This is a genomic window from Streptomyces sp. NPDC045846, assembly GCF_056431605.1.
Genome location: NZ_JBWKKJ010000001.1, coordinates 898,812 through 914,445, shown reverse-complemented (window position 1 = coordinate 914,445; position 15,634 = coordinate 898,812). Strand labels below are relative to the sequence as shown.

Here is a 15,634-nt window from a genome sequence, read left to right as displayed (position 1 = left end):
CTTGCGCGTACTGCTCACCGGGCACCAGGGCTACCTGGGCACCGTGATGGCTCCGGTCCTAGCGGCCGCCGGACACGAGGTCGTCGGTCTTGACTCCGGCCTGTTCGCCGACTGCGTCCTCGGCCCCCCTCCCTCGGACCCGCCGGGGCACCGGGTCGACCTGCGCGACGTGACGGCCGAGCACGTGGCCGGGGTGGACGCCGTGATCCACCTGGCCGCGCTCTCCAACGACCCGCTGGGCTCCCTGGCCCCGGAACTCACCTACGCCATCAACCACCAGGCCTCCGTACGCCTGGCCCGGCTGGCCCGCGACGCCGGGGTGAAGCGCTTCCTGTACGCCTCGACGTGCTCGGTCTACGGCGCGGCGGGCGGCGACGAACTGGTGGGCGAGGACGCCCCGTTGCGCCCGGTCACCCCGTACGCGGAGTCCAAGGTGCGGGTGGAGGACGATCTGCACGCGCTGGCCGACGCCGATTTCACCCCCGTCTTCATGCGCAATGCCACCGCCTTCGGCCACTCCCCCCGGCTGCGCGCCGACATCGTGCTGAACAATCTGGTGGGCCACGCGCTGCTGTCCGGCGAGGTGCTCGTCCTCTCCGACGGCACCCCCTGGCGCCCGCTGGTGCACGCCGCCGACATCGCCCGGGCCTTCGCGGCCGCGCTGACCGCGCCCCGGGAGGCGGTCCACGACCGGGCGTTCAACATCGGCACCGAGACCAACAACGTCACGGTCGCCGAGATCGCCGGGCAGGTCGCCGAGGCGGTGTCCGGCTCCAAGGTGGTGATCACCGGGGAGCACGGCGCCGACCCGCGGTCCTACCGGGTGGACTTCTCCCGCTTCCGCGCCGCGGTACCGGGCTTCGAGTGCGAGTGGACGGTCAAGCGGGGAGCCCTCGAACTCGCCGACGCCTACCGGACGTTCGGGCTGACCCAGGAGGCCTTCGAGCGGCGCTTCACCCGGCTCGCCGTGCTGCGCGCGGCGTCCGACGCCAAGGCCGTGGACGAGACGCTGCGGTGGCGCCGGTGACCGCGGTCGGCGAGCGGATGCACGCGCTGGTGGAGCGGCTGTACCCGCTGTGCCGCAGCATCACCGGCGACGGCGTGCGCGCCACCCTCGCGATCGTCGACGAGTACGTCCCGTTGGAGCTGCACGAGGTGCCGACCGGGACCCAGGTGCTCGACTGGACGGTCCCGCAGGAGTGGAACATCCGGGACGCCTACATCGCCGACGCCGCGGGGAACCGGGTGGTCGACTTCGCCGCGTCCAACCTGCACGTGCTCGGCTACAGCGTGCCGGTGTCGGCGACCCTGCCGCTGGCCGAGCTGCGCGGCCATCTGCACACCCTGCCCGACCACCCGGCGTGGGTGCCGTACCGCACCAGCTACTACGAGCCGCGCTGGGGGTTCTGCCTGGCGCAGGACACCCTGGACGCGCTGCCGGACGGCGACTACGAGGTGCGCGTCGACTCCACCCTCGCCGACGGCCACCTCACCTACGCCGAGCACGTCGTGCCCGGGCGGACCGCCGACGAGGTGATCGTCTCCTGCCACGTCTGCCATCCGTCCCTGGCCAACGACAACCTGGCGGGCGTCGCGGTGGCGGTGTTCCTGGCCCGGGCCCTGGCGGAGCAAACCCCCTACTACACCTACCGGTTCATCTTCGCGCCCGGCACCATCGGGGCCATCACCTGGCTGGCCCGCAACGCGGACCGCGTCGGGCAGGTCAAACACGGCCTGGTGCTGGCCTGCGCCGGAGACCGGGGCGACCTGACGTACAAACAGAGCAGGCGGGGCGACGCGGAGATCGACCGGGTGATGCGCCACGTCCTCTCCGTCTCCGAACGCCCGCACCGGATCACGGAGTTCACCCCGTACGGCTACGACGAGCGGCAGTACTGCTCGCCCGGGTTCGACCTCGGGGTGGGCTCGCTCAGCCGCACCCCGTACGCCGGCTATCCCGAGTACCACACCTCGGCGGACAACCCGGACTTCGTCTCCCCCACCGCGCTCGCGGACACGCTGGCCGTGTGCCGCGAGGCGTTCGCCGTCCTGGACCGCAACCGGCGCTACCTCAACCTCAGCCCCTACGGCGAACCCCAGCTGGGCCGACGCGGGTTGTACGACGCGCTCGGCGGGCGCAGCGACGCGAAGCAGGCGCAGATGGCCATGCTGTGGACGCTGAGCCTGTCCGACGGCGAGCACAGCCTGCTGGACGTCGCCGAGCGGTCCGGGCTGCCGTTCGGCGCCGTCGCCGCCGCGGCCGACGCCCTCCAGGGCGCCGGACTGATCAAGGCATGACGCGCGTGACCACCGAGCGGGAGACGACGAGACCGGCCGGGGCCGCCCGGCGGGCCGTCGTCGGCCGGCTGTCCTGGGGGCTGGCCGACCAGGCGGCGTCCAGCCTGTCCAACTTCGTGGTGGGCCTGTACGTGGCCCGCTCGCTGGGGCTGACCGCGTTCGGCGTGTTCAGCCTGGCCTGGGTGACCTACGGGGTGGTGCTCAGCGTCTCCCGCGGCCTGGCCACCGACCCGCTGGTGGTGCGCTTCAGCGGTGGGCCGGCCGCTTCCTGGCGCGCGGCGGTGGCCCGGTCCTCGGGCACCGCGCTCGGCGTCGGCGCCGCCGTCGGCGCCGTGTGCCTGGTGGTCGGCCTGGCGCTCGACACGAGCGTGGGGACCGCGTTCGCCTGCCTCGGCGTCATGCTGCCGGGGCTCTTGGTGCAGGACGCCTGGCGGTACGCGTTCTTCGCCGCCGGCACCGGGCGCAAGGCGTTCGTCAACGACCTGGTGTGGGGCATCGCGCTCGTCCCGGCCATGGTGGGGGCGGCGCTCGTGGGCAGCGTGGCCGCCTTCGTGCTCGCCTGGGGCGCGTCCGCCGCGGTGGCCGCGGTCTACGGCTGCTTCCAGTGCGGCATCCGGCCCCGGATGTCCGGTGCGCGCGCATGGCTTCGGGCGCACCGCGACCTCGGCTACCGGTACCTGGTCGAGAACGTCGGCGTCAGCGGCGCGAGCCAGCTGCGCGCCTACGGGCTCGGCGCCATCGTCGGGGTCGGCGCGGTGGGCGTGGTCCGGGGCGCCGAGCTGCTGCTCGGCCCGTTCATGGCCGTGCTCATGGGGCTCTCCCTCGTCACCGTCGCGGAGGCGGCGCGCGTGGTGCGGCGGGCCCCGCACCGCCTCGGCGGGTTCTGCCTCCTGCTGGGCGGCGCGCAGGCCGCCGCGGCGCTGCTCTGGGGCGCGGCACTACTCCTGATGCCGGACCGGCTCGGCGAGTTGGCGCTCGGCGACGTGTGGAGCGCGGCCTCCCGCCTGATCGTGCCGGTCACGCTGGGCGTCGCGGGCGCCGGACTCGGCACCGGTGCGGCGGCCGGTCTGCGCGCGCTCGCCGCGGCCCGCCGCAGCCTGCGCTGCCAGCTTTTCGCCTCCGCCTGCTACGTCGTCGGCGGCCTGGGCGGGGCGGCTGCGGGCGGCACCGTCGGCTCCGCCTGGGGCGTCGCCGCCGCGACGCTGAGCGGCTCGGCCGTGTGGTGGCTCCAGCTGCGGTCCGCCCTGCGCGAGCGCCACCGCGATCCCATCCCCGAAGTGAGGACGTCATGACCGCCCACCCCCGGCTGAGCATCGGACTGCCCGTGTACAACGGCGAGGAGTACCTCGCCGAGTCGTTCGAGGCCCTGCTCGGCCAGACCTACGAGGACTTCGAGCTGGTCGTCTGCGACAACGCCTCGACCGATGCCACCCAGGACATCTGCCGCGAGTACGCCGCCCGGGACAGCCGCATCCGCTACCTCCGGCTGCCCCGCAACATCGGCGCCGCCCCGAACCACAACCACGTGTTCACCCAGTGCCGCGGCGAACTGTTCAAGTGGGCCTCACACGACGACCTGTACGCCCGGGACCTGCTGCGGCGCTGCGTCGAGGCGCTGGACGAGCGGCCCGAGGTGGTCCTGGCGCACTCCGGCCAGGCGGTCATCGACCGCGCGGGACAGGTGAAGGTCCCCTACGAGTACACGATCGCCACCGACTCGCCGCACGCGCCGGAGCGCTTTCGCAGCTTCCTGTTCGAGCCCGGCGGCGACGACTTCTACGGGGTGATGCGGGCCGACATGCTGCGCCGGGTGAAGCCGCACGACAGCTACCACCACGCGGACCGCACCTTCGTCGCCGAGATCGTCCTCAACGGGCCCTTCCACCAGGTGCCGGAGCTGCTGTACTTCCGCCGCGACCATCCCACCCGCGCCGAGCGGGCGAACCCCTCCAAACGCTCCCGCTGCGTCAACCTGGACCCGCGCCGCGCAGGCCCGCTGCACCCGACGCCCCGGCTGCTCGCCGAGTACGTGTGGGGCTTCGCGGCGGCGATCCGGCGGGCGCCGCTGTCCGCGGCCGACCGGCGCGCGTGCTATCGCCACCTGGCCGCCTGGATGGCCGTCCGGGCCCGGCCGGGCGCGGGCGAGCGGGTCGAGGACCGGGCCCCGGTCGACCCGGGACGGCTCACCGTGTCCGTCGACGCCCTGGTCGCGGGCCGGGAGGGGAGGCGCGCATGACGGCAGCGGACCAAACCCCGGTGCGCGTCGGGGTGTTCGGGCTGCTGGGCTCCGGGAACCTCGGCAACGACGGGTCGCTCGAAGCCGTGCTCGGCTATCTCCGCGCCCAGCACCCCCGGGCGGTCGTGGACGCGCTGTGCGGCGGACCCGAGACCGTCGCGGCCCGGTACGGCATCCGCGCGACGCGACTGCACTGGTACCGCGGGGAGTACCGGACCGCGTCGCGTGCGGGCGCGGTCGCGGCCAAGGGCCTGGGCAAGCTCCTCGACGCCGTGCGCACCGCCGCCTGGGTGCGCCGGCACGACGTGGTGATCGTGCCCGGCATGGGCGTCCTGGAGGCCACGCTGCCGCTGCGCCCGTGGGGTTTCCCGTACGCGCTGTTCCTGCTGTGCGCGTCCGGCCGCCTGCTGGGCACCCGGGTCGCCCTGGTCGGCGTCGGGGCCGCCCCGATCGGGAACCGGGCGACGCGCACCCTGGTGCGCTGGTCCGCGCGGCTCGCCGCCTACCGCTCGTACCGGGACGCCCCGTCCCGCGCGGCGATGCGGGAGATGGGCGTGGACACCGCGGCCGACGAGGTCTACCCGGACCTCGCGTTCGCCCTGCCGGCGCTCGCGGCCACCGGCCCCCGCGACCGGCCGGGCCCGGTGTGTGTCGGCGTCATGGACTTCCACGGCGGCGACGACGACCGAGCCCGGGCCGAGGACATCCACCGGCGCTACCTCGAAGGGACGATCCGGTTCGTCCGCGCGCTGGTCGACGACGGCAGGCCGGTCCGGCTGCTCACCGGCGACGCGTGCGACGAGCCGGTGGTCGCCGCGATCCTGGACGCGGTGGACTCGCCGCTCGTCACCGCGGCCAGCGCGGGCTCGCTCGCCGACCTGATGAAGGAGACCGCGGCCGCCGACGCCGTGGTGGCGACCCGGTACCACAACCTGGTCTGCGCGTTGAAGGTCGGCACCCCGACGCTGGCCGTCAGCTACGCCGCCAAGAGCGACGCGCTCATGGCGCGGATGGGGCTCGCCGCCTACTGCCACCCGGCCCGCGAGGTCGACGCCGACCGGCTGCTCGACCAGTTCCGGGCGCTGGAGCGGCGCTCGGCACAGCTGCGGCGGATCCTCGCGGAGCGGAACGCCGCCGTCACCCGGCGCCTGGAGGACCAGTTCACCGCCCTGACCGCGGCCCTGTTCCCGGCCGCCCCCACCCACCACCACGCCCTGCGGGAGGCACCATGAAGGCGACCGAGGTCCCGGCGATCGACGGGGCGTACCTGTTCGAGCCGACACCGTACGCCGACGAACGCGGCTTCTTCTGCCGCACCTTCGACGCCGACGTGGTCCGCTCGGTGGGCCTCGACCCGGACGCCTTCGTCCAGGACAGCGTGTCCCGCTCGGCCCGGGGCGTGCTGCGCGGTCTGCACCTGCGCTCCGGCGCCGGCGAGGCCAAGCTGGTGCGGTGCTCGTACGGCAGCGTCTTCGACGTCGTCGTGGACCTGCGGGCGGACTCGCCGACGTACCGCAACGTGGCCGTCTTCGAGCTGTCCGACGAGACGCAGGTGAGCGTGTACGTCCCGGCGGGGTGCGCGCACGGCTTCCAGGCGCTGAGCGGCACCGCCGACGTCTCGTACCGGATCGACCGCCCGCACGATCCGGTCGAGGACGTGACGATCGCCTTCGACGACCCGGAACTCGCCATCGCGTGGCCGCTGCCGGTCACCTCGATGTCCGAGCGGGACCGCAGGGCGCCGGGCCTGGCCGAGGTCCTCAAGCAGCTGCCCTGAAGCGGAGCCCGTGAACGAGCGGACAAGTGACACCAAGTGACCTTACGTACAAGGAGAGTCGAGGTCGGCGTGGACACCGAACCCACCGAAGAGTTCGCCCTGCCCCGGTCGCGCCTGGCCAACGAGCGCCTGCACGCGATGATCCCCGGCGGCGCGCACACCTACGCCAAGGGCGACGACCAGTACCCCGAGCACCTGGCCCCCGTCATCAGCCACGGCCGCGGCGCCCACGTCTGGGACGTCGACGGCAACCGCTACATCGAATACGGCTCCGGCCTGCGCTCGGTCAGCCTCGGCCACGCCCACCCCCGGGTGACCGAGGCGGTGCGGCGGGAACTGGAGCGCGGCAGCAACTTCGTCCGGCCGTCCGTCGTCGAAGTCGAGGCCGCCGAACGCTTCCTGGCCACCGTGCCGACCGCCGAGATGGTGAAGTTCGCCAAGAACGGCTCCGACGCCACCACCGCCGCGGTGCGTCTGGCCCGCGCCGCCACCGGGCGCACCCGGGTGGCCGTCTGCGGCGACCATCCGTTCTTCTCCGTCGACGACTGGTTCATCGCCACCACCCCGATGTCCGCCGGCATCCCCGCCGCGACCGGCGAGCTCACCCTGACGTTCCCGTACGGGGACCTGGCGGCCACGGAGGAGGTGCTGACCCGGTACCGGGACGAGGTCGCCTGCCTGATCCTCGAACCCGCCACCCACGCCCCCCAATCGGGTGCGATCGCGGTCGATGCCACGGCCGAATACCTCGCCGGGCTGCGGGAGTTGGCCGACCGGCACGGCTGCGTGCTGATCTTCGACGAGATGATCACCGGCTTCCGCTGGTCCGAGGCGGGCGCCCAGGGGCTGTACGGCGTGGTCCCCGACCTCTCCACGTTCGGCAAGGCGCTGGGCAACGGATTCGCCGTCTCCGCGCTGGCGGGACGCCGCGCGCTGATGGAGCTGGGCGGGCTGCGCCACGAGGGCGAGCGGGTGTTCCTGCTGTCCACCACGCACGGTGCGGAGACCCACTCGCTGGCCGCCGCCATGGCCGTGCAGACCACGTATGCCGAGGAGGGCGTCACCGCGCGGCTGCACGCCCTCGGCGAGCGGCTGGCCGCCGGAGTCCGGGCCGCGGCGGCGAGCATGGGCGTCGGCGACCACCTCGCCGTCCGGGGCCGGGCGAGCAACCTGGTCTTCGCCACCCTCGACGAGCACCGGCAGCCGTCGCAGCGGTACCGCACCCTGTTCCTGCGCCAGCTCCTCGCGGGCGGCGTGCTGGCCCCGTCGTTCGTGGTGAGCAGCGCGCTCGACGAGAGCGACATCGACCGCACCGTGGACGTGGTGGCTCAGGCGTGCGCCGTGTACCGCAAAGCCCTCGAAGCGGCCGACCCGACTCCCTGGCTGGGCGGACGCCCGGTGAAGCCGGTGTTCCGCCGCCGCGCCTGAGGTGAGCACCCGTCAATAGCCGTATATAAGAAGGGAGTTGGAGCAAGCAACGGTCAGCGCAGTCAACGCTGCTGTCGTCGACGGGGGTCGGCCGCCCGGTCGACCAGCCATGCGGTCGCCGGGACCACCACCAGCGCGGTGCACCAGCCGCCGAGGACATCGGTCGGGTAGTGCGCGCCCAGGGCGACCTGTGCCCAGCCCATGGCGGCGCCGGCGGCCAGCGCCGCGGCGAGCACGAGCAGAGTGCCCGCCGTCCTGCCGAGGCCGAACCTTCCGGCCGCGGGCAGCGCCACCGCGAGGGCGAGCGAGGTGGCGAAGGCGGTGTGCCCGCTGGGGTAGGACAGGTTGCCGTCGCCGTGGATGGTGCGCCCCACCAGGTGCTTGAGCAGGGTCGCCGTCCCGACGGCGAGGCAGACGCCGGACACGACGAGCACGGCCGCGCGGGGAAGCCGCACGAGCAGGCAGCCCGCCGCGGCGACGGCGACCACCATCACCGCTCCGGCGGGCTCCCCCAGGAAGTCCAGGGCCAGCGCGACCGACCGCCACGGCGGCCGCACTCCGTCCACCGCGGGCAGGATCCACCTGTCCACCCTGCCGGGCGTGTGACGACCGGCGTACAGAACGCCGAGCGTGACGACCACGAGCGTGGCGAGCACCCCCAACAGCCCGAGCGGGGCACGCAACGACGACGGCAGCACCACGGCCCCGGGCCGCCCGCTCATCCCCCACCCCCTCACCGGCCCCAGGCCCGCTGGAGATCGAGGCCGCCCGGGCACCGCAGGCTAACCCGTCCGGCGAGTCGACGTCGATGCCGCTGGGAACGCGCGGACCGTCGATGCAGCCGTGGGTGGCGGCCCCGGCGCGGTCAGCCCGCCGCCCACCTCACTTCTGGACCGGGTCCGGGGCCTGGGTGAGCAGGCTGGTGATCTCCCGGGCCCGCTCCGGGCCGAGCTCGCCCCAGCCCTCCTTGTAGCCGTAGACACTGGCCAGGGTGCGGGCCTCGTAGTCGCCGTTCATGATCTCGATGTCGTTGGTGGTGATGAGTCCCGGGTGCGCGACGCCGACGGCGCCCGAGACCTTCAGCAGTTCCTTGCGCAGGGTGCGCAGGTACACGGCGGCGCGCGCGGCCTTGGACGGCGCGTCGATGCCCCGCGTCAGCCACGGGTCCTGGGTCGCGATACCGGTGGGGCACTTGTCGGTGTGGCACTTCTGCGCCTGGATGCAGCCGATGGACAGCATCGCCTCGCGACCGACGTTGATCATGTCGACGCCGAGGGCGAAGGCGACGACCGCGTTCTCGGGCAGACCGAGCTTGCCCGAGCCGATGAACGTCACGTCGTCGGTCAGCCCCCGCTCGGCGAACGTGCCGTAGACGCGGGAGAAGCCCATCCGGAAGGGCAGCGACACAGAGTCGGAGAAGATCAGCGGGGCTGCCCCGGTACCGCCCTCGCCGCCGTCGACGGTGATGAAGTCGACCCCGCGGTCGCCGCGCGCCATGAGGGTGGCCAGCTCCTGCCAGAACGCCATGTCCCCGACGGCACTCTTGATTCCGACGGGCAGACCGGTCTCGGCCGCGAGCAACTCCACGAAGTCGAGCATGGAGTCGACGTCGTGGAAGGCGGTGTGCCGAGAGGGCGAGGCACAGTCCTTCCCTGCCGGGATGCCGCGGATCTCGGCGATCTCGGACGTCACCTTGGCACCCGGCAGCATCCCGCCGAGCCCCGGCTTGGCGCCCTGGGAGAGTTTGATCTCGATCGCCCTGACCGGCGCCCCGGCGACCACTTTCTTGAGCGCGTCCAGGCTGAAGGTGCCGTCCTCGTTGCGGCAGCCGAAGTACGAGGTGCCGATCTGCAGAATCAGGTCACCCCCGTTGCGGTGGTACGGCGAGAGACCGCCCTCGCCCGTGTTCTGCATGGTGCCCGCCAGCGCGGCACCCTTGTTGAGCGCAGTGATGGCCGCACCGGACAGCGACCCGAAGCTCATCGCCGAGATGTTCACCACGCTCGCCGGCCGGAACGCCTTGGCGCGCCCGCGCGGGCCGCCCAGCACCTTGGCCGAGGGCAGCGGAGCCTGGAGGTCGTGCGGATCGGGCAGCGGGCCCGCGAAGGTGCGCTGCTTCACATACGCGTGCCCCTGCACATGCTCGACGTCCATGTCGGTGCCGAACCCGAAGTAGTTGTTCTCGCCCTTCGCCGACGCGTAGATCCAGGTGCGCTGGTCCCGGCTGAACGGACGCTCTTCCTCGTTGGACGTCACGACGTACTGGCGCAGTTCGGGCCCGATGGTCTCCAGCATGTACCGGGCGTGCCCGATCACGGGAAAGTTCCGGAGCAGCGCGTGCTTCTTCTGGACCAGGTCCCTCGCGGCCACCAGCGCCAACGCTGTGGCGGCCGCCGCACCTATGCTTCGAGCCCGCATGGACGTTCCTCTCCCTCGTGACGCATCGCACCGATCGCGCGACCGACCCCGGCCATGGACGCTCCGTCCACGGCTCCTTGTGTTGCAGTGACTCCCGGCGCCCCCGCGCCCTGGGTTCGGCGGTGCCTGCCGGTGGCGATGACGAGGCATGCCTCGATCATGAACCTCAGCCTACCGATCCCGGATCGGCGGCCACGACCGCCGGTTCCGATCCGGGCCAACCGCCCGACGGCACAGGCGATCCAGCCCGGGCGCCCGTCGCGGACGCGGCACGACGGGACCCGCCCACCCGGCCACCCCCAGGCACCATGTTCGGCCAACTCCCTTGGTACACACGGCGGTTGGGGTCCCGGCCAGCGGCCTTGCCTCCTTTGCGTGGTCGCCCACCCTCTCGACGCTCCCCCGCGCGAACCCGGGCCGGCCGTGACCGCCAGTACCGGTCAGCGCGCCCCGCAGCCTTCGGCGGTCGACCCGCGCGGCCGTCCCCCGCCCGGCGAACTGCGCGAACCTCTCCGCTTGCCCACGGACGATGCCCCCGTCAATTGCTCCGCTCCCGCCTCCCGCGCCGGGACCTCTCCCCCCGGCCGGGGCCAAGGCCGTACCCGAAACCGACTCGTTTTCCCCTCGAGGGACCCACGCCCGTCTCCCTAGCGTGGACGCCTGCCCCACCCCCGTGACCGTCCGCGCACCGGAGCCTCGCCGTGTCCGTCACGGGTCCCGACCAGGCCTGCAACACCCCCACTGGACCTTGCATCAGCCCTGGGAGCAGTGATGACGTCTGCCAAGACGGCACGGGCGAATCGCGGTACGGGCAGAGCGGCCCGCGACGCCGCCGTGGCCTCGCAGTATCTGACGCCGGAGGATGCGACGCGCTACGCCGAGTCGTACGAGGGCCACCGGCCGGCCACGCGCTACTACTGGTCCCGGCTGTACGTGGTCGACGCGGCACTTCGCGACGCCCCGCACGGCCGTCTGCTGGACGTGGGCTGCGGGCCGGGCATGCTGATACGACGTCTGCTGGACCTCCGCCCGGAGGATTTCCGGATCACCGGCTGTGACCGCTCCGCGGCGATGATCGACGTCGCCGCCGCCCGGACGAGGGGCTTCGGCAACGTCGAGCTGCGCGTGGCGCGCGTCGAGGACATGCCGTTCCCCGACCGGCACTTCGATGTCGTCGTGGCCATGGGCGTCCTGGAGTACGCCGACGCCGTCGCCGGGCTGCGCGAGATCGCACGGGTGGTGCGGCCGGGCGGCCTGGTCGTGGTGACGATGCTCAATCCGCTGAGCCCGTACCGCCTGGTCGAATGGTTCGTCCACTGGCCGTTGGTGCGCGTACTCGGCCGGATCGAGGGCCTGTTCGGCACAGCGCGGCACGCGGCGGCCGTGTCCGGCATACGGGCGGTCCGCCTGGCCCGGCTCCGCCGGATGATGCGGGACGCCGGGCTGACGCCGCGGGACTCGGTCCACTACGACGTGACCCTTCTGGTCCCGCCGCTGGACCGACCGGTCCGCCGCCGGAACCAGACGTGGCGCGACCATCCGGAAAGGACGGTGAGCCGGGGCGCCCTGCGCTGGCTGGGCACCGCCTACCTGGTGACCGCGCGGCGCGGGGAACCCGGCCCCGCACACTGACCGGGCGCTCAGGCGCCCGCCCGGCTCAGCGGACCCGCCCCCGCGGCTTCAACGGCACCCCGGGCAGGGCCGGAGCCGGGATCGGGGCACCGTCGTAGCCCTTCACCTCGCCGAAGCGGTCACCGTTCATCCAGTCCGAACGGGCTTGGTGGATCTCCTCGTTGGAACGGCCCACGAAGTTCCACCACATGACGATCTCCTCCTCGAAGGGCTCGCCGCCCAGCAGCATCACGGAGGCGTCGGAGGCGGCTCGCAGCGGGAGCTCGGTGCGGCCGCAGCCCAGGTACAGCATGGAGCCGGGGAGCACCGGTACGTCGTCCACGTGGGCCTCGCCCGCCATGGCGAGGACGGCGTACTCAAAGTCGGGGTTCAGCGGGAGCCGCGCCTCGGCGCCCTGAGCCAGGGTCAGGTCGGCGCCGACGATCGGGGTGTACGTGCTGCCCGGTGACACGGCGCCGTCGAGTTCGCCCAGGATGATGGTCGCGTCGACGCCGGGCGCGGTGGCGTGGGGCAGGTCCGCGTGGTGCTGGAAGTGCGGTTCGACGTGGCGGTGGGCGTCGGGCAGGGCGACCCACAGCTGGGCCCCGTGCAGGAAGCGGCTGTGCGACCTGGGGGTCTCCTCGGAGTGGCTGATGGCGCGGCCGGAGGTCATCAGGCCGAGCTCCCGGGGGCGTACGGTCTGGAGGCTGCCCAGGCTGTCGCGGTGCAGCACCTCGCCCTGATGCAGCCAACTCACGGTCTGCAGGCCCATGTGGGGGTGGGGCGCCACCTGCATGCCGGGTTCGTCGGCGATGTCGTCGGGGCCGTAGTGGTCGACGAACGCCCAGGCCCCGACCATCCGGCGGCCCAGGTTCGGCAGCAGCCTGCGCACCTCGGTGGACTCGCCGAGCTGCACGGTGCGCGGCGAGAGAAGCTCGCGCACCGGCTCGGCCACGACGAAGCCGCGTCCACCACAGACGGAGAGCGCGGGCTGGCGATCGAGATTGCTCATGCGGTCAACCTATTCCCTCGCGGGGCACGGAGCCCCCGGTTCCTGCCACCACCCTGCCAGGTCACGGCGACAGCCCGCAGCCCTTCACCTTTCAGCAGGTCAGACGAGCACGGACGGGCGGGCGTTCGTTTACGCGTCCGGCACCTGTCCGTCACCCCCGCCGCCTTGCGCCGTCCCCGCCCCGTCCTTTCCCACCGGGCCGCACGGCCCGACCGCCCGCGCACTCCTGGCATCCCGTGCCCGCCCCACCCGATGTTCTACATCATGTAGTAGGTTCTCGTGGCAGCCCCCGCCGCGCCCCGAGGCCGCGTTCTGTGGAGGCGGTGTTCCGCGTGCTCTTCAGGAGGCTGATCGGCTGTGCCCCGCTGTGACATCCCGGACGACCTCCGGCCCCTCGGCCCGCCCCGCGGCGGCCGGATCACCATCGTGTCCGCGAGCGTGGGCGCGGGGCACGACGGCGCCGCCGACGCGCTCGCCCTGCGCTTGGAGGCGGACGGGTTCCGGGTCGACCGGCACGACTTCCTCAACCTGCTGCCGGCCCGGCTCGGCCGCGTCCTGGCCGGGGTGTACCACCGGCTGCTCACCAGCGCACCCTCCGGCTACCAGCGGATCTACGCCGCCACCGAACGCTCCGGCGCCCCGGGCCCGGTCGTCCGCGCCCTGCTCCGCGGCGCCGAGAGGCGCACGCTCCGGGCGGTCGGGGCACGGTCGCAGGCGGTCGTGTCCACCTATCCGCTCGCCAGTCAGGTGCTGGGCGCGCTGCGGCGCGACGGGCGCCTGGGCGTTCCCGTGTTCACCTATCTCACCGACTTCTCGGTCCACCCCCTGTGGGTCGCTCCCGGCATCGACGCACACCTCGCCGCGCACCCGGTCCCGGCCGCGCAGGCCGCCGCGCTCGGCGCGGCCGGGGTGCGGGTGACCGGGCCGGTGACCGGACCCCGCTTCGCCGCGGCCGACGAGGCCGAACGCCGCGACGCCCGCGACCTGTTCGGGCTCCCCCAGGACGCCGCGCTCGCCCTCCTGGTGGCGGGATCCTGGGGCGTGGGACCGGTGCGCGAGTCGGCCGCCGAGATACGGGACAGCGCCGCCGCCGAGCCGGTGATCGTGTGCGGGCGCAACACCGCCCTCGCCGAACAGTTGCGCGCGGACGGGTTCCGGTACGTCCACGAGTGGATCGGGGACATGCCGCGGCTGATGCACGCCTGCGACGTGCTCGTCCAGAACGCCGGGGGCCTCACCTCGCTCGAAGCGTTCGCCAGCGGGCTGCCCGTGGCCAGTTACCGGTGCATACCGGGGCACGGGCAGACCAATGCGGCCGCCCTGGACGAGGCGGGGCTCGCCGTGTGGATACGCGGACCCGAGCACCTCACCTCCGTACTGTCCGGCCTCGTCAAGGGACCGCTCGGGGAGCGCCAGCGGGCGGCCGGGCTCGCCCTCGTATCACCCGACCCCGGCCCGGCGGCCGTCATCGCCGCCGCGGCCCTCCCCCGACCGCAGGCCGCCCGAAGACGCCAACGCGCCGTATCCCGGGGCAAGTTGGCGGCCGCCACGCTCACCGCGGCCCTCTCGCTCGGCGTCGGGGCGCCGCTCGCCCACGCCTACGAGTCCGACGGCGGGCGGCTGCCCCACCTCGCCCACAGCTTCTTCGAAAGGTGCGAACTGTGAGTTCACGTACCGCCAGGGCCGCGCTGCTCGTCGCGGCGGGAACGCTGCCCGCGCTCGCCGTCGCGCACGCGGCGCCGGCCGTCTCCGCCCTCGGCCCCGTGCGCAACCGGACCATGCCCGGCCTGTCCGGCGTCGGTCACCCGGACCACATCGCGCTGACCTTCGACGACGGACCCGACCACCTGTCGACGCCGCACTTCCTCCGGCTCCTCGAACGGGAGGGCGTGCGGGCCACGTTCTTCCTGCTCGGCTCGATGCTCGCCCGCTCGCCGGGGCTCGCCAAGGAGATGGCGGCCGCCGGACACGAGATCGGGGTGCACGGCTGGGCGCACCGCCCCCTGGTGCTGCGCGGCCCCCGCGCCACCCGGGACGACCTCGAACGCGCCCGCGACCTGGTCGGCGAGGTCACCGGCGAACGCCCCCGGCTCTTCCGGCCGCCGTACGGGGTCATGAGCACAGGGGCCCACCTGGCCTGCCACGACCTCGGACTCACGCCCGTCCTGTGGACGGCGTGGGGCGAGGACTGGCGCCGACGGGCGACACCGCGCTCGGTGCACGACACGGTGATGCGCTCGCTGCGCGGTGGCGGCACCGTGCTGCTGCACGACTCCGACTGCACGTCCGCGACCGGCTCGTGGCGCACCACCCTGGGCGCGCTCCCAGGGCTCCTCGACGCCTGGCGGGACCGGGGCTGGCGCACCGGACCGCTGCGCGACCACGGCTGCGAGCGCCTCTACGCGGCGTAGTAGCTTGGGTCCCGCCCGGTGGCCACCGGGCGCGGCAGGGACGAAGGGGTACGAACGTGGCGGACGACGGCGCCGGAACGGCCGGGCGGCGGGCGCCCGGTGAGCTGGAGAACGAGGTACTGGCCGCGCTCTGGGCGGCCGGGGAGCCCGCGGCCGCCGGCACGGTCCGCGAGCGCGTCGCCGGTGACCCCGCCTACACCACGGTCCTGACCATCCTGTCCCGGTTGTACGAGAAGGGCCTGGTCACGCGGCAGCGTGCGGGCCGGGGCTACCTCTACTCCCCCGTGCGGGACGAGGCGGGGCACGCCGCCGCGGGCATGCGGGCACTGCTGGAGAAAGGCGGCGACCGGGCGGCGGTGCTCGCCCGGTTCGTGTCCGAACTGGGCACCGAGGACGAAGAGATCCTCGAGCAGCTGCTGCGCGGGCACAAGGAGGGCTGAGCG

General features: G+C 73.5%; 14 protein-coding genes. 11 read left to right on the top strand and 3 right to left on the bottom strand.

Annotated features, from left to right (window positions below; all coding sequences use genetic code 11):
- Nucleotide 1: 1 nt before the first annotated feature.
- The 7 genes from AC07F3_RS04085 to AC07F3_RS04055 all read left to right on the top strand — a co-directional run bounded on the left by AC07F3_RS04085 (nucleotide 2) and on the right by AC07F3_RS04055 (nucleotide 7,739).
- Entirely contained in the window at nucleotides 2-1,027 is a 1,026-nt protein-coding gene (locus AC07F3_RS04085) for an NAD-dependent epimerase/dehydratase family protein (protein WP_479110216.1), read from the top strand.
- Nucleotides 1,015-2,298, top strand: coding sequence for a DUF4910 domain-containing protein (locus AC07F3_RS04080; protein ID WP_479110214.1), 1,284 nt, complete (start codon nucleotides 1,015-1,017; stop codon nucleotides 2,296-2,298). The genes AC07F3_RS04085 and AC07F3_RS04080 overlap by 13 nt, the downstream gene beginning before the upstream one ends.
- Entirely contained in the window at nucleotides 2,295-3,590 is a 1,296-nt protein-coding gene (locus AC07F3_RS04075; protein WP_479110212.1) for a hypothetical protein, read from the top strand. The genes AC07F3_RS04080 and AC07F3_RS04075 overlap by 4 nt, the downstream gene beginning before the upstream one ends.
- Nucleotides 3,587-4,534, top strand: coding sequence for a glycosyltransferase family 2 protein (locus AC07F3_RS04070; protein ID WP_479110210.1), 948 nt, complete (start codon nucleotides 3,587-3,589; stop codon nucleotides 4,532-4,534). Before AC07F3_RS04075 ends, AC07F3_RS04070 begins: the two co-directional genes overlap by 4 nt.
- Nucleotides 4,531-5,766, top strand: coding sequence for a polysaccharide pyruvyl transferase family protein (locus AC07F3_RS04065; RefSeq protein WP_479110208.1), 1,236 nt, complete (start codon nucleotides 4,531-4,533; stop codon nucleotides 5,764-5,766). Before AC07F3_RS04070 ends, AC07F3_RS04065 begins: the two co-directional genes overlap by 4 nt.
- Nucleotides 5,763-6,311 carry a dTDP-4-dehydrorhamnose 3,5-epimerase gene (gene rfbC / locus AC07F3_RS04060; protein ID WP_479110206.1) on the top strand — a complete coding sequence of 183 codons (549 nt, stop codon included), beginning with the start codon at nucleotides 5,763-5,765 and terminating at the stop codon, nucleotides 6,309-6,311. The genes AC07F3_RS04065 and rfbC overlap by 4 nt, the downstream gene beginning before the upstream one ends.
- A gap of 69 nt (nucleotides 6,312-6,380) precedes the next feature.
- The gene (locus tag AC07F3_RS04055) at nucleotides 6,381-7,739 is read left to right on the top strand and encodes a glutamate-1-semialdehyde 2,1-aminomutase (protein ID WP_479110204.1); all 1,359 of its coding nucleotides are present in this window, start codon (nucleotides 6,381-6,383) and stop codon (nucleotides 7,737-7,739) included.
- A gap of 62 nt (nucleotides 7,740-7,801) precedes the next feature.
- Here AC07F3_RS04055 and AC07F3_RS04050 read toward each other — a convergent pair whose 3' ends face one another.
- Together AC07F3_RS04050 and AC07F3_RS04045 are read right to left on the bottom strand one after the other, a co-directional pair.
- Entirely contained in the window at nucleotides 7,802-8,461 is a 660-nt protein-coding gene (locus AC07F3_RS04050) for a phosphatase PAP2 family protein (protein WP_479110202.1), read from the bottom strand.
- Nucleotides 8,462-8,621: 160 nt separating this feature from the next.
- Nucleotides 8,622-10,157 carry an FMN-binding glutamate synthase family protein gene (locus tag AC07F3_RS04045; RefSeq protein ID WP_479110200.1) on the bottom strand — a complete coding sequence of 512 codons (1,536 nt, stop codon included), beginning with the start codon at nucleotides 10,155-10,157 and terminating at the stop codon, nucleotides 8,622-8,624.
- Between the two features lie 771 nt (nucleotides 10,158-10,928).
- On the opposite strand from AC07F3_RS04045, the gene AC07F3_RS04040 reads away from it, so the two are divergent.
- Complete coding sequence (locus tag AC07F3_RS04040; RefSeq protein WP_479110198.1) at nucleotides 10,929-11,789, top strand: class I SAM-dependent methyltransferase; 861 nt, start codon at nucleotides 10,929-10,931, stop codon at nucleotides 11,787-11,789.
- Between the two features lie 25 nt (nucleotides 11,790-11,814).
- On the opposite strand, the gene AC07F3_RS04035 is transcribed toward AC07F3_RS04040, so the two are convergent.
- The gene (locus tag AC07F3_RS04035; protein WP_479110196.1) at nucleotides 11,815-12,780 is read right to left on the bottom strand and encodes a pirin family protein; all 966 of its coding nucleotides are present in this window, start codon (nucleotides 12,778-12,780) and stop codon (nucleotides 11,815-11,817) included.
- A 357-nt stretch (nucleotides 12,781-13,137) separates the two neighbouring features.
- Between AC07F3_RS04035 and AC07F3_RS04030 the strand changes: the two genes are divergently transcribed.
- From AC07F3_RS04030 to AC07F3_RS04020, 3 genes are read left to right on the top strand one after another with little or no spacing between them, the layout of a single operon-like run.
- Nucleotides 13,138-14,445: an MGDG synthase family glycosyltransferase gene (locus AC07F3_RS04030; RefSeq protein WP_479110194.1), complete on the top strand. Its 1,308-nt coding sequence runs from the start codon at nucleotides 13,138-13,140 to the stop codon at nucleotides 14,443-14,445.
- Nucleotides 14,442-15,191, top strand: coding sequence for a polysaccharide deacetylase family protein (locus AC07F3_RS04025; protein ID WP_479110192.1), 750 nt, complete (start codon nucleotides 14,442-14,444; stop codon nucleotides 15,189-15,191). The genes AC07F3_RS04030 and AC07F3_RS04025 overlap by 4 nt, the downstream gene beginning before the upstream one ends.
- Nucleotides 15,192-15,247: 56 nt before the next feature.
- Nucleotides 15,248-15,631, top strand: a complete 384-nt coding sequence (locus AC07F3_RS04020) for a BlaI/MecI/CopY family transcriptional regulator (protein ID WP_479110190.1) — start codon at nucleotides 15,248-15,250, stop codon at nucleotides 15,629-15,631.
- Nucleotides 15,632-15,634: the final 3 nt, after the last annotated feature.